This is a genomic window from Candidatus Binataceae bacterium (genome assembly GCA_035294265.1).
GTDB lineage: Bacteria > Desulfobacterota > Binatia > Binatales > Binataceae > DATGLK01.
This window is the reverse complement of sequence record DATGLK010000028.1, coordinates 37,221-50,626: the sequence shown is the minus strand read 5'-3', so window position 1 is coordinate 50,626 and position 13,406 is coordinate 37,221. Positions and strand designations below refer to the sequence as shown.

Annotated in this window: 12 protein-coding genes and 1 tRNA gene; 7 read left to right on the top strand and 6 right to left on the bottom strand. The window is 62.5% G+C overall.

Features of this window, described 5'->3' with window-relative positions:
- Positions 1-416 precede the first annotated feature (416 nt).
- Positions 417-2,102, top strand: coding sequence for a hypothetical protein (locus VKV28_05235; protein ID HLH76194.1), 1,686 nt, complete (start codon positions 417-419; stop codon positions 2,100-2,102).
- Between the two features lie 308 nt (positions 2,103-2,410).
- On the opposite strand, the gene VKV28_05230 is transcribed toward VKV28_05235, so the two are convergent.
- A tRNA-Pro gene (locus VKV28_05230) sits at positions 2,411-2,487 on the bottom strand.
- A 182-nt stretch (positions 2,488-2,669) separates the two neighbouring features.
- A complete protein-coding gene (locus VKV28_05225; protein HLH76193.1) occupies positions 2,670-3,443 on the bottom strand; it encodes an SDR family NAD(P)-dependent oxidoreductase in 774 nt (257 codons plus the stop codon).
- A 150-nt stretch (positions 3,444-3,593) separates the two neighbouring features.
- On the opposite strand from VKV28_05225, the gene VKV28_05220 reads away from it, so the two are divergent.
- The 6 genes from VKV28_05220 to VKV28_05195 all read left to right on the top strand — a co-directional run bounded on the left by VKV28_05220 (position 3,594) and on the right by VKV28_05195 (position 8,451).
- Positions 3,594-4,367 carry a type III pantothenate kinase gene (locus tag VKV28_05220; GenBank protein HLH76192.1) on the top strand — a complete coding sequence of 258 codons (774 nt, stop codon included), beginning with the start codon at positions 3,594-3,596 and terminating at the stop codon, positions 4,365-4,367.
- 6 nt (positions 4,368-4,373) lie between these two features.
- Positions 4,374-5,261, top strand: coding sequence for an MBL fold metallo-hydrolase (locus tag VKV28_05215; protein HLH76191.1), 888 nt, complete (start codon positions 4,374-4,376; stop codon positions 5,259-5,261).
- Between the two features lie 10 nt (positions 5,262-5,271).
- Entirely contained in the window at positions 5,272-6,027 is a 756-nt protein-coding gene (locus VKV28_05210; protein ID HLH76190.1) for a PDZ domain-containing protein, read from the top strand.
- A 304-nt stretch (positions 6,028-6,331) separates the two neighbouring features.
- Positions 6,332-7,150 (top strand): 3-methyl-2-oxobutanoate hydroxymethyltransferase, encoded by an 819-nt coding sequence (panB, locus tag VKV28_05205; GenBank protein ID HLH76189.1) that lies wholly within the window; start codon positions 6,332-6,334, stop codon positions 7,148-7,150.
- A 15-nt stretch (positions 7,151-7,165) separates the two neighbouring features.
- Positions 7,166-8,008 (top strand): pantoate--beta-alanine ligase, encoded by an 843-nt coding sequence (gene panC / locus VKV28_05200; GenBank protein HLH76188.1) that lies wholly within the window; start codon positions 7,166-7,168, stop codon positions 8,006-8,008.
- A 233-nt stretch (positions 8,009-8,241) separates the two neighbouring features.
- A complete protein-coding gene (locus tag VKV28_05195; protein ID HLH76187.1) occupies positions 8,242-8,451 on the top strand; it encodes a helix-turn-helix domain-containing protein in 210 nt (69 codons plus the stop codon).
- Positions 8,452-8,479: 28 nt separating this feature from the next.
- Here the strand turns inward: VKV28_05195 and VKV28_05190 are convergent, their stop codons facing one another.
- The 4 genes from VKV28_05190 to atpG all read right to left on the bottom strand — a co-directional run bounded on the left by VKV28_05190 (position 8,480) and on the right by atpG (position 13,403).
- Complete coding sequence (locus VKV28_05190; GenBank protein ID HLH76186.1) at positions 8,480-10,426, bottom strand: RNB domain-containing ribonuclease; 1,947 nt, start codon at positions 10,424-10,426, stop codon at positions 8,480-8,482.
- A 224-nt stretch (positions 10,427-10,650) separates the two neighbouring features.
- The gene (gene atpC / locus VKV28_05185; GenBank protein ID HLH76185.1) at positions 10,651-11,079 is read right to left on the bottom strand and encodes an ATP synthase F1 subunit epsilon; all 429 of its coding nucleotides are present in this window, start codon (positions 11,077-11,079) and stop codon (positions 10,651-10,653) included.
- 10 nt (positions 11,080-11,089) lie between these two features.
- Positions 11,090-12,508 carry a F0F1 ATP synthase subunit beta gene (gene atpD, locus VKV28_05180; protein ID HLH76184.1) on the bottom strand — a complete coding sequence of 473 codons (1,419 nt, stop codon included), beginning with the start codon at positions 12,506-12,508 and terminating at the stop codon, positions 11,090-11,092.
- A 31-nt stretch (positions 12,509-12,539) separates the two neighbouring features.
- On the bottom strand, positions 12,540-13,403 hold the full coding sequence (gene atpG, locus VKV28_05175) for an ATP synthase F1 subunit gamma (GenBank protein ID HLH76183.1): 864 nt from the start codon (positions 13,401-13,403) through the stop codon (positions 12,540-12,542).
- Between the last annotated feature and the right edge of the window lie 3 nt (positions 13,404-13,406).

Below are 13,406 nucleotides of genomic sequence, written 5' to 3'. Positions count from 1 at the left end.
AATTTCAGTTACGACAATCATTCGCGCATTTATCCGCGGCTTGGTTCAAGGCTCGATAAAGCCCGCGTCAGGACGGCTCTGAAACTGCCACCGGCTGCGCTCTTCGCCTGTCCAATTTTGTCATTAGCCTCCATCAGTCACTTTTAACATCGCGTGTAATCATAAAATTGCAGATAACAGCATAAATCTGCGTAGGTTAGAGGCTAAATTAAGATTTAGTGAATCATAATTTGTTATTGACATTTAAAATAAAGCTATTACTATCGCCAGTCGGCCTTAATGGCAGTTTGGTGTAGGCGTCGGCAAAACAAGAGGGCGGCATTGCGGCTCTTTCACATCTCGGAGGTCACAGCTGGGGCTAATTTGAGCCCAGAGAACGCTTTCAGAACAAATCGGAACAAAGAGGAGGATAGCCCGTGGAACGAAGTGTTCGCACGATTGAGGCTCTGTTAGTGTTCATTCTGAGCATGGTGTTGGCAGCCTGCTCGTCTGGCTCCAGTTCCAATCCCGCGCCAACGGCCGCGCCGACTGCGTCGCCGACGGCAGCACCAACCGCCGCCCCCACGCCCACGCAAATTCCCGCTACACCGACTCCGACCGCGACGCCATCACCTGCCCCGGCGGCGGCGGCAGGCGCGCCGATGGGCGCGATGGCGCTGGCTGTAACCGGTTCTTTCTCGCCCCCCTCGTTTGTACCCGTGATGCCCTCGGCGTTCCCGACACCGGGCGGTGGGATAGCTTCGGCGGCTGACCAACTGCCCAAGCCCGCGACCACGCTGGCACGGCTGGAGAATTGGATCGGCGGACAGGCCAGCCATTGGCGCCACCGGTTGGGGGAGCGCGAGGCTCTGGCCGCCACGCCCAGTGGCTACATCGCGGCGTACGCCCCGCTTGGGAGCTGGAGTGAGACCACCACCGGCGTAGCGCTAATTCCCATCGCGGGCAGTGGCGTTACCGGCGGCGTCATCGCGACTCCGGACGTAGTCAACTCGTGCTCGCTGGCTCCCAGCGGTACCTTCGTTGCGGGGAGCCCCAACCCCGAAGCAGTGTGCGTGGCCAACGGCACCGACATTTACTTGATCGATGGCACAAGCATCGTGAAAACTCTGACCAGCGGTGGCGCCGTCGGTCAGACGCTTAACTTCAGCGGCGGCTCTTGTACGACCTGCGGCGTGGTAGTGGACGCCTTAAGCGGCAACGCCGTCATCAGCGTGTCAACTGCGCCGGTCTCGGGGACGGTATTCGGCGGGTTTCAGTTGCTCAATTTGAAAAGCCAGGCGCTCAGCAACGTAATTGCGATAGGCCCCGATGATGCCATCGCCGAGCATTTCGGAGTTTTCCCGGTGAGCTCAGGGCTGTTCCTGACGCTCTCGCCGACCGAGGAAAATACCGGCAGCGATGGAGAAGACTATGACATCGTTGCCGTCGCACCGCCGTCCGGCACCAGTTCGGGTGGTAGTCTGAACTTGGCTTTTCTGGGTCGGTCGGCCCTCTCGTCCACGGCAATGGATACGGCGGCGCTGGATTCGACCGGGATCATTTACGCCCAGGACGAGTACACTGGCAATCTTTTCCTGGCCGATCTCACCCAGGCCACGGTCAATTCCTCGACCACTCCGCCCACTTGGAACGCACCCAACCAGATCCAGAGTTTGTCCGAGCTCAGCATAGGCCACATGGACGGGCTGGCGGTGGCCTTTGGGGCGCATGAGGCGCTGACGGAGCAGGAATTTGGCGCTAGCGCGTTCGGCGCGATCAAGCTACCCGCCCAAGCGGGCAGCGGCACGCCGGCGGCATCAGATTGGGTAATCGGTAGTATGCCTAACGATCCCTCAGGCGCGCCGTGGTCTAACCCGCTCGATCCTCACGGTCTGACCGCGGCCTTTGCGTCATACGCGGTGAGCAGCGGATCGATCACAGTTGGTCCGGGGCATGGCTTTGGGCTTCTGATGAACGATGCCCGGACGTACGTGGCGGTGATCGATCTCGATGCCATGCTGGCGGCGCCCCGCCAGGCCACTTCGGGTACGGGTTCGCACACCGTCAGCTCCAGCTATAACCTGGTGGCCAACGGCGTCGTGACGTTTGTGAAGTTTCCCTAGACTTCGGCTGGATTGACCCCTGGGAAGGGCTGGCGCGCAAGCCGCGCGCCAGCCCCGTGTCCCGTCGAGACTGCGGCTATTGCCGGCCTTTTGCGCCAGTTAAGACAGCCCCATCGCCAGCGCCATCGCGAGGATCAGGAATCCAACCCTGTGCCTTTCGTCGCGGTGTCTTCGAAAGGGCGCAGGTTCAGGCCCCATCTGCCTTCGGCGAAGTCCTTTCTCTGGCCGGTCTTGTATAAGTGCGGCAATCAAATCGTGTGCTTGACGGGCGGAGAGGGCTAGAGCGCAACAGGCTAGAGTTTTCGGATTGGTCGGGGCGGCCGGATTTGAACCGGCGACCACACGCACCCCAAGCGTGTGCGCTACCAGGCTGCGCCACGCCCCGACCCGCAAGCCTTTGACAGTATAGTGCGCGCCACCCTCCGGTCCAGAGCCCACGCCGCTCGCAAAGCCGCGTACGATTGCTCACCAGTTCCGTCCACGCCGAAGTTTCAGATTATCCCGAGTGGCCGATGCGAAGGGTGCCTTTCGTGGTAGCGCCGCGCTACAGGGCCTTAAAAGTAGAGCTCAGCTTTTGGGCGCGGGCGGCGCGGGGCGGCGGGCCGCGACCCGCGGCCGCCACTGCGTCGCCGAGCGCAGATCCAGGGCGAAGCTCCAGGCGTTGCGCGGTTGGCGGATCAGATGGACGATTTCGTCAGTGATGGCGGCCGGCGAGACAAAAGCGTCGGGCCCCGCTTCGGGTGCGGCCTCGCGCACGCGCGGGCTATCCACTGCGCCATCGACGTCGAGGGCGGCGGCGTGCACCCCGCGATGCATCAGCTCGTGGGCCAGCGACTCGGCCAGCGCGCGCTGGGCATTTTTCGAGGCGTTGTAAGCGGAATAGAGCGCCGGGCCGCCACGGCTCTCCGATCCCAGCAAAAAGATCACGCAGCCACCCTGCTGCCCTTCCGGACGCGCCAGCATCCGGCGGACCACCGCCTGGGTGCACAGAAATGGTCCGTAGGTGTTAACCTTGAGCTGAAAGTCGAACTCCTCGACGCTGATTTCTAGAAAACTTTTGCGCAGGTAGGCGCCAGCATTGTTGACCAGCACGCCGATCGGCCCCAATTCGCTTTCCACCGACGCCACCGCTGCTTCGACCTGCGCCGCAACCGCCACGTCTGTAGGCGCAACCAGCGCTCGTCCGCCCGCGCGGCGTATAAGGTCGGCGCTCTCTTCCAACTGCGACCGGGTGCGCGCGATAAGCCCGACCGCATATCCCTCGCGCGCCAAGCGCAAGGCTATCTCACGACCGATACCCCGGCCGGCACCGGTCACCAACGCCACTTTAGACTCCGCCATAACTCGCCATCTTAACCGCGGCGCGGGGTGCAGGAAAACGATCGCTCAAGCCAAGCGATTGAAAAAGGGCGGCAAACTCGGGTTGCATCGCGAGGGTATCCGCGCTGATCTTAAGAAGGTGGCGGAAAAAGGGCTTAAGTGGTGGGTTCGATGCTGATTACCGTTGACGTGGGCAATACCAACACCGTGATCGGAATCTACGAGGGGTCGCGTCTGTGTCACCATTGGCGGTTAGCCACCGTCAACGAACGCACCACCGACGAGTACGGCGCGATCCTGAACACGCTGCTGGGCGCGGCAGGCCTGGGCGGCGCGCTCCATCCTGACGGGGTCGCGATCGCCTGTGTGGTGCCGCCGCTCAATCAGGTGATGGAAGAGCTGGCGCAGCGCTATTTCCACAGCACGCCGCTGATGGTTGGGCCCGGGGTCAAGTCAGGGATGCCGATCCTTTACGAAAATCCCAAAGAGGTTGGCGCCGACCGGATTGCCAACGCGGTGGCCGCCTACGACCAGACCCACGAGGCCTGTATCGTGGTCGATTTCGGTACCGCGACCACGTTCGATTACATCACCGCGCGTGGCGAGTATGCCGGCGGCGCAATCGCGCCCGGGCTGGGGATCTCAATGGGGGCGCTGTTCGAGCATGCGGCCAAGCTGACCCGGGTTGAACTGGTGCGCCCGCGCGAAGTGGTGGGGCGAACCACCGTGGGCGCGATTCAGTCGGGCCTCATCTTCGGCTATACGGCGCTGGTCGACGGCTTGGTAGCACGCATCCGGCGCGAGCGTGGCGAGCCCGCCCGTATCATCGCCACCGGTGGCTTGGCCAGCCTCATCGCTCGTGAATCGGAAACGATCGAGCAGGTCGAGGAGTTTCTAACCCTGCAGGGCCTGCGCCTGATCTTCGAGCGCAATCGCAAGGGATGAATGGCGATGGCAGCGGGCGTTGAGCGGGTGGTCAAGGATTCGATGACGGGGCTCAAGCTGCCCGATTACACTCGCCATTCCGCCCTGGTAGCTAGTGTGTTGGGCCAAAATCCTGGTCCGTTCACTGGTCCCGGCACCAACACCTACCTAATTGGCCGCGGCGCCCATCCTATTTTGCTAGATACGGGACAAGGGATCGCAACCTATCCGCCAATCCTGGCTCGGGCGCTGGCGGAGTTGTGCGAAAGCGGCGCGCCCGAGCGAATCGTGCTCACCCACGCCCATCCCGATCACATCGGCGGGGTGGCCCAGGTGCGCGCGCGCTGGGGCGAGCTGGCGGTGCTCAAGCGGCCTTGGCCCGAGCGCGATATTGCAGCGGGGCTGTCTCCGACACCGATCGACGAGGGCGATATCGTCAAAGTTGCGGGCGCCACCCTGCGGGCCATCTTTACTCCTGGCCATGCCCCCGACCATTTGTGCTACTACTTGGAAGAGGAGCAGGCACTGTTCACAGGAGATGTGGTGTTGGGTGCCGGTACCACGGTAATTCCAGACGACAGCGGTGATCTGAGCCAATATATGGACTCATTGCGCCGACTGCTGAAGTTGGCCCCGCGCCGTATTTATCCGGCCCACGGCCCCGTGATCGAGGCGGGCGAGGCCAAGATTCGCGAGTACATCGCCCATCGCGAACTGCGCGAACGGCAGATCGTGGGTGTGCTCAAGGCGGGACCCGCGACGGTGGCAACAATCGTGCAGGTGATCTATCGCGATTTGCCCCAGGCGCTGCAGGGCGCAGCCGCCAGTTCGGTGCGATCCCATCTTAAGAAGCTGGCAAATGAAACGCGGGTGACGGTGGAGGCGGGAGCGGATTACTGGAAGCTTAGGGCATAGGGGCGCGCTTATGCGTAAACGCACAACCGCAATCCTTTTGCTGGCGACTGTACTGGCGACAGTGCGCTGCGCCCGTGCCGCCGGCGCTTCCCCAACCGGAGCCGTTGGTTCGACTCCAGTCATTCAGCCCAGCAACCCAGGCGATTCCGATTCCACGACCGTAATTCCGGTGGCGCCCAGCCAAAGCGTCCAGCCTGAACCCGGCCCCGACCAAACCGCCGCTCCGGCTCAGACCACCGCGCTTCCTCCGGTTTCAGCCATGCCCGACGAAACGGCTGTACCGCTTACCCCATACGTATACAGCCTGCAGGATTTCATGAACGAGGGGGGAGGACAAAATCCCATTGGGGTCGAGGTGCGTGAAGATTGCGGCCGGCTGCACCATGAAAAAATCTGCGGCCTGCAAGTGATGGGTGTTCAGCGCAATAGTCCGGCTTGGCGGGCCGGCATCCGGCCCTACCACGCACTGGGGCGCTATGTGCTCAACGGCGCCGGGATCGCCGCTGCGATGTTCTTTCCGCCCGTAATCGTAGCGGTGGGGATCATTGACCAGACCCACATCGGCGAATCCTATGACATGATCATCGGGGTCGATGGGCAGCGCGTGCGCCATATTATCGATTTAGAAGACTTGACCGCCAATGACAAACCCGGAGACACGCTTTACCTGATGATCGTGCGCGCCGGCAAGCGGATACAGGTCCCGGTGCAGTTGCCGGGCATGGGGGCGGCGACCGCAACGGCCCTGGCCCCTTTCACCAACTGAAAGCCGGCTCGTCCATTCGCGAGCCGGTTCCCATTGCCCAAGGCCTTCCAGTGAGCTTTACAAGCCACGGTCGGCTGTAATATTGATTAATCCGCTTGCGTCGAGGCATTTTGCCCGGCGAAAAGCAGCAGGGTGAGTGGTGAGGATGTAGCAGCCGCCGCGTTGGAGCAGCGGCTTGGTTGCCTGGATCCGTGACGGACCGGGACTCCGAGCAGGCCTGAAGTTGCAGCCTTTCGCACGGATCGCCGGTCGGCGGTCCGTTTTTTATTTCGGCGATTCCTTTTTGGTTTTAAAGAGGCCAGCGATGGAAGCGAAAGTGCGAGTGCCCGATCTGATTCGGATGAAGGAACGGGGGCGCAAAATCACCATGCTCACCGCCTATGACTTTCCCTTCGCCCGGCTCTTTGACCGGGCAGGAATCGACGTGCTGCTGGTGGGCGACAGCCTGGGCATGGTAGTGCAGGGAGAAGAGAGCACGCTGGCCGTTACGGTCGAGGATATAATCTACCATCTACGCATGGTCACTCGCGCACGCAGCCACGCCCTGGTAGTCGGCGACCTGCCTTTTATGACGTATCAGGTAAGCCCCGAGCAGGCGATTGCCAACGCCGGCCGCCTGGTCAAGGAGGGCGGCGCGGAGGCGGTCAAGCTGGAGGGGGGAAGCGCGATGGCGGCCACGGTCCGCCGCTTGGTCGAGGTCGATGTTCCGGTCATGGGTCATATCGGGCTGACTCCGCAATCGGTTCATCGCATGGGAGGCTTCAAGGTGCAGGGACGCGGCGTGGGCAGCGCCGCCGGCTCGCGCCAACGGCTTTTGGAAGATGCCGCCGCGTTGAGCGAAGCCGGAGTCTTTGCTCTGGTGCTGGAAGGAATTCCTGCGGAATTGGCGGCTGAAATCAGCGCCCAAAGCCCAGTACCCACCATTGGGATCGGCGCCGGTCCCGCCTGCGACGGCCAAGTCCTGGTGATGCACGATATGCTGGGTTTGAACGATACTTCCTCGCCCCGTTTCGTCAAACGGTATGCCGAGCTGTGGCAGGTGGCCAGCGAGGCCGCCGCCGCCTATGCCCGCGAGGTGCGCGAGGGAATTTTTCCCGGCCCGGAGCATTGCTATTCCCGCTGATTGGATAGCCGTTCGATGTTGACCCTGGAAAGCTTGGTCGCGATGCGCCAATGGGCGGCGCGGGCCCGCCAAAAGGGTGAAACGATCGCCCTGGTACCTACCATGGGAGCTCTGCACGCGGGTCATCTGAGCCTTATCCAGGAGGCTCGCAAGCGTGCCTCCCGGCTGGTGGTGTCGCTGTTCGTGAACCCCACCCAATTCGCTCCTGACGAGGACCTGGCACGCTATCCGCGGACCTGGAAGGCAGATCTGGCCTTGCTGGAAAGTGTGCCGGTGGACACTGTCTTCGCGCCCAGCGCCGAGGAGATGTACCCATCGGGCGCGCAGACCTGGGTGGAAGTCGGCGAGCTGACTCGCGAGTTATGCGGATGCTACCGGCCCGGCCACTTCCGCGGAGTTACCACGGTCGTCGCCAAGCTCTTCAACCTGGTCCAGCCTCATGTGGCAGTATTTGGAGCCAAGGATTACCAACAGCTGCTGGCAGTACGCCAAATGGTGCGGGACCTGAATTTCGACGTCGCAATCGTCGCGATGCCGATTGTGCGCGACGCCGACGGCTTGGCGCTGAGCTCGCGCAACGCCTATCTTTCGGCCGATGAACGCCGCCGCGCGCTGTCGCTTAGCCGAGGTTTGCGCGCGGCGGCCGCCCTCTTCGCGCAAGGCGAGCGCAACCCGCGATTGCTGGCCGCGGCTGTGCATCGGGAATTGGCGAGCGCCGAAGTCGAGCCGCAATACGTCGAGGTGCGCGATGCCGTCAACTTGGCGGCCGTGGAGCGGGTAGAGGGAGCGGTGGTAGTGGCGGTGGCCGCGGTGATTGGCACCACCCGGCTAATCGACAACGTTGTCCTGGGCCAATAGGGACGATGGGGCCCTGAGCCGAGAGCGGCTTACGCGGGTTAAGCAGCAAATCCGGCAATCGTTGTTAGCTTAACGTCATTCTTTGGGCGCCACGATTTTGGCGACCGGCAAAATTTTGCCGGCCGCGATAAGACCGGCCGAGGAAATAGGTTGGCTTTTCGGCGGCTTTATCCGGCACAACAATTGTTAGGGTAGCTGCCACGAGCTTGATGCTCGGATAAGGGGGCAGCGAGATGATAATCAACGACAACAAAGTGCTGACGGTGCGTGAACTTTCCGATTATCTGAAGGTTCATCCATCGACCATCTATCGTCAGCTCAAGCGCGGGCGCATTCCCGCTTTCAAGGTGGGGAGCGATTGGCGCTTCAATATTGAGTCGATCGACCGCTGGCGCCTGGAGCAGGATGCACCGGTCCACAATGGTGCTTCGGCGGCAGCCTGAGCGGGGCCTAAGTGGGCTGGGGCTGGAATCAGGCAGGGGCGGGCCCGGCGTATTCCAGCGCCAGCCATCCGCGCAGCGGATCGATGGTCACGGGGCGGACCAGAATCTTGGCTTGGTTGGGCAAATTGGGCGCGCCGCGCAGGGTGCCGCGGATAGCGGAGTCGGCCAATTCGGCACTGGCGCCCTCGCGCCAGACCAGCGCGGTGAGCGGGCCGTGCTGCGGCAATTCCGCTAACCAACGCAAAGACCAGTAGCGTTTGGCGCGTCGTTCCAGCTCCTTAGCCTCGGCGTCGGCGCTCTCGGCGCTGGCCAGTACCGCCAGCAGCTCTTCGCTACGATAAACTGGGGAAGGGCGTCCTTCGAGCGCGCCCAGCACTTGGCGCTGAAGCACCAAGTCGGCATAGCGGCGGATAGGGGAGCTGACTTGAGCGTAGCAGGGCAGTCCGATCCCGGCGTGAAAGGCCGGAAACAGCGATAGGCGTGGGTGCTGGTTGGCCAGTTCGCTGCCCATTGAGGGCTGGGTGCGGTAAATCAACTCAAGCTGATTTTCGGCCGCAAAACGGGCCGCCAAATGATTGGCCAGAACCATGTATTCGGCCACCATCAAACGACTGGGAGCGGCGGTATCAATCACCTCGAGCTCGATTTTTTCGCCGCGCACCCGAATTTTGCTCTCGCGCCGCGCGATCAGCAGCGCGCCCGCGCGCCGCCGCCGCTCGCGCAGCAAATTTCCCATTGCGGCCAGCGCTCGCAACATGGTGGCGGTTTGTTCCCCCGCCGGCGCGTTGGCCAGCAATTGATCGGCCTGATGATAGGTCAGGCGGGAAGAAACCACGTTCATACTCGGATAGATGCGAAAGTCGAGCACGCTAGCGTCCGCGCCAAGGTGCACTTCGGTGGTCAGCACAGCGCGCGGCAAGCCGGCGATCAGGCTGGCCTTGTCGCACGAGACTGCATCGGGCAGCATCCGGACAGTGGTCTCGGGCAGGTAGACTGTGGTGGCGCGCGAGGCCGCCTCGCGGTCCATCGCGCCTCCCTTGGGCACCAAAGCCGCAACCAGCGCGATATGGATCAGAACGCGCAGGCCGCCGTCGGTCATCGGCTCGCAGCTCAAGGCGTCGTCTATTTCCACCGTCTCTTCGTCGTCAATCGAAACGGCAAGCATTCGGTTGGCGGCTGGGTATTGCGGGGCGTTGACGGTTTGCGCCTCGTTCAGAACGGTTTCGGCGAAACCCGAGGGTAGCGCACCCACCGCAGCGAAACGTGGTTGCGCCGGCGCCTGTCCCAAGCGCTCCAGGATTTCGTAGGCAGCCTCGGCGGGGTTGAGGTCTGGGGCGGTCTGAGTCAGCTGCGCGGTCAGTTCGCTGGAACGAGTGTGGGGATTTTCGAGATAAGCGCACAATTGGACAGCCAGCGGCTTCGCCTCCTCGGCTGTAATCGCTTCTTGCGAAAGGGCGGCGCGCAGCAGGCTCAAGGTTTTACGGCTGCTTTCGCTCTTGAGCCGCAGCCGTTCGTGCTGTACGCGTAAACGCTCCACCCGCTCGGCGCTTTCAGCGCTGAACTCCAGATGGCGGCGGGTAAAGTACAGCCGGTCGTTGAGCAGGGCCTCCAGCACCACGCTGGTGGCAATTGGCGCCCGGCGGCCAAAAAACAATTCGGCCAACTCCTCGGCGCTGAACCCTCTCCCTTGTTCGCGCACCACTTCCCACAAAAGCTTCAAATCCAGTTCGGCGCTTAGGCGGGTGCGCTCCTGTTCCAGCTCGGCGACGGCGGCGGCAAGGGTAGCAGGCTCGACCGCGGCACGGTCGGAATGGCGCAGCAGCACCAGGTCGCGATGGATCAGCTTTTCGCGTCCGTCGGGCTGCAGCAGCGCCAGCCGTTCGCCCTGTTCGCGGACGATCAAGCCTGGTCGCAGCTTGCCTTGATCCAGAAACTCGACCAGGCGGGAGGGGTTTTTGATAACTTTGGTAGGCACAAAATTCAGCGAAAACAAAGATCCATTATACCTGACGCAATTCAGTGCGGCACATGCCGTGATGGCGCGGCTTGAGCGCTAATCCAGGCAGGTGGCTTTATTATGGGCCTAGAAAGCGTCTGCCGACGAGGATGTGCGCGAGCACAGCCGATGCTTCAGGCGCCCGCACAAATCACAGGCGAAAGCCTGTGCTCCCAAGACCAATTGGGGTGGACCAGAATCCTTCAGTGGGCGGCAGAGCGGGCGATCGCCATCGCTTGCTGGCGCGCCCGCACCAGTTGTAATTCGTTTTGCGCGTTTTGATATTCGGGTTCATAGAAGCTCAGGCGGCGCAACTTTTCTTCGGCTTGCATCAAGGCGTTGGTCAAATCGTCGCCGGTCACGTCCTCGGCCCGTTCGGCAGTGCGTGCCAACACCGTCAGTTGGCCGTCGCGTACCTCCGCCAGGCCGCCCGAAACAAGGTAGAAATGCTGGCCGCCGTCGGCCAGGACGACGGTTAGAATTCCCGGCAGCAAGGCAGTAATAAAGTTTACGTGCTCGGGCAGAACCCCGAACTCACCCCGCACGTTGACCGCGGTGACCTCGCGCACCGGCTGATCGAACAGGATGCCGGTGGGGGTGACGAGTTTGAAGGGCAGTTGAGCCGCGGCCATCGTGAACTCCTTAGCGAGCCTCGCCCCGGGCCAAGCGTTCGGCCTTGGCGCGGGCATCGTCGATCGTGCCGACCAGGTAGAAGGCCTGTTCGGGTAGGTCGTCGCACTTGCCCTCCAAGATTTCCTTGAAACCGCGCACCGTCTCCTTGCGTGGAACATAGGCGCCCGGCGTATTGGTGAACACCTCCGCCACATGCATCGCTTGCGATAGGAAGCGCTCGACCCGGCGCGCGCGCGATACTACCAGCTTGTCCTCGGCCGACAATTCGTCCATGCCCAGGATGGCGATGATGTCTTGCAGGTCGCGATAGCGCTGCAGGATTGCCTGCACCTGACGCGCGACCTGGTAATGCTCATCGCCCACTATCTGGGGGTCGAGGATGCGCGAGGTCGAAGCCAGCGGATCGATTGCCGGAAAGATACCCTTTTCGAACAGTCGCCGATCGAGCACCGTGGTGGCGTCCAGGTGGGTAAAGGTAGTGGCCGGCGCGGGGTCGGTCAGGTCGTCGGCGGGCACGTAGATGGCCTGCACCGAGGTGATCGCGCCTTTCTTGGTCGTGGTGATCCGTTCCTCCAACTCGCCCAGGTCGGTGCCCAGGGTGGGTTGATAACCGACCGCGCTGGGCATCCGGCCCAGCAGTGCGGAGACTTCGGAATTAGCCTGCACAAAACGGAAGATGTTATCGATAAAGAGAAGCACGTCCTTGCCCTCTTCATCGCGAAAGTATTCGGCTACGGTGACGCCCGACAAGGCCACCCGGGCGCGCGCGCCCGGTGGCTCGTTCATCTGGCCGTAAACTAGCGCGGTCTTGGTCAAGACGCCCGATTCCTGCAGTTCCAGATAGAGGTCGTTGCCCTCGCGCGAGCGCTCGCCCACGCCGGCGAACACCGACACGCCGCCGTGTTGTTTGGCGACGTTGTTGATGAGCTCCATGATGGTGACGGTCTTGCCTACCCCAGCGCCGCCGAACAGCCCGATCTTGCCGCCGCGCGCATAGGGGCAAATCAGATCGACCACCTTGATCCCGGTTTCGAAAATCTCGACCTCGGTGGCTTGCTCGTCGAAGGCGGGGGCGGGTCGATGGATCGGCATACTGCGGGCGCGGTCGATCGGTCCGGCCTCGTCCACCGGCTCGCCGATAACATTGAGCAGGCGGCCCAAGGTAGCTGGTCCTACCGGCACGGAAATGGGGCTGCCGGTGTCGGTGGCTGTCATCCCGCGCACCAGGCCTTCGGTGGAATCCATCGCGATGCAGCGTACGGTGTTCTCGCCTAGATGCTGTGCGACTTCCAGCACCAGGTTGCCAGGCTTATCGCCCAGCGCAGGATTACTCACCCGCAGCGCGTTGAAGATCGCCGGCAACTTGTCGCCGAACTGGATATCAACCACGTTCCCCAGTACCTGGGTAATCTGTCCTTGATTGTCCATAAGGTTTGGCTTCTCGAGCTGTCTGCGCGGGCTAACTGAGCGCCTCGGCGCCGCCCACGATGTCCATCAATTCACGGGTGATGCTGGCCTGCCGGGCCCGGTTCATTTCCAAAGTGAGCCGATCGATCAGATCCGAAGCGTTGCTGGTGGCGCTGTCCATCGCGGCCATTCGCGCCGCGTGCTCGCTGGCCTCGGCTTCCAGCAGACCGTGAAACAGCGCTTCTTCCACATAACTGCGCAAGACTTCCGGAACCAATTCTGCCCGCCCCGGTTCCATTAGGTATTGGTCCAGTCCGGTCTGTTGGTCGCCTTCGGCCGGCGGTTTGACGGGCAGAATCTGCTCGTAAGTAGGGCGCTGCGAGAGGGCGGAGCGAAACTGGCTATAGAGCACGCCCACCTCCTCAAACTTGGCAAGCTGAAACTGGCTGAGTAATTGGGTTGCCAGCGCGCTTGCCAACTCTACGGTGGCCAGCCGGGGATGGTTGTTGATCCGCTCGCCTTCACGCGGGTACGAGGCGCGGCGCAAATGGTCGAGGACCTTGCGCCCCACCGCGATAAAATGTACCTGGCGGCCGGCTTGGCTGCGCTGACGGGCGATCTCTTCCGCCATCCGCAACAGATTGGCGTTGTAACCGCCGCATAGGCCGCGGTCCGAGCCGATTACCGCGATTAGCACCGCCGGCCGCGCGCCGGGCGCCGGGGCGCGCAGCGCGGCCTCGCCCGCCAGCAGCGATTCCGCCACCCGGGCCAGGGTTTCCGCATACGGGCGCGCCCGCAGCAGTGCCTCCTGGGCGCGCCGGAGCTTGGCGGCCGAGACCAATTTCATCGCGCGCGTGACTTGCTGGGTGGATTTGACCGACGCGATTCGGCGCCGGAGCGCTTTAAGGGTTGCCATCTA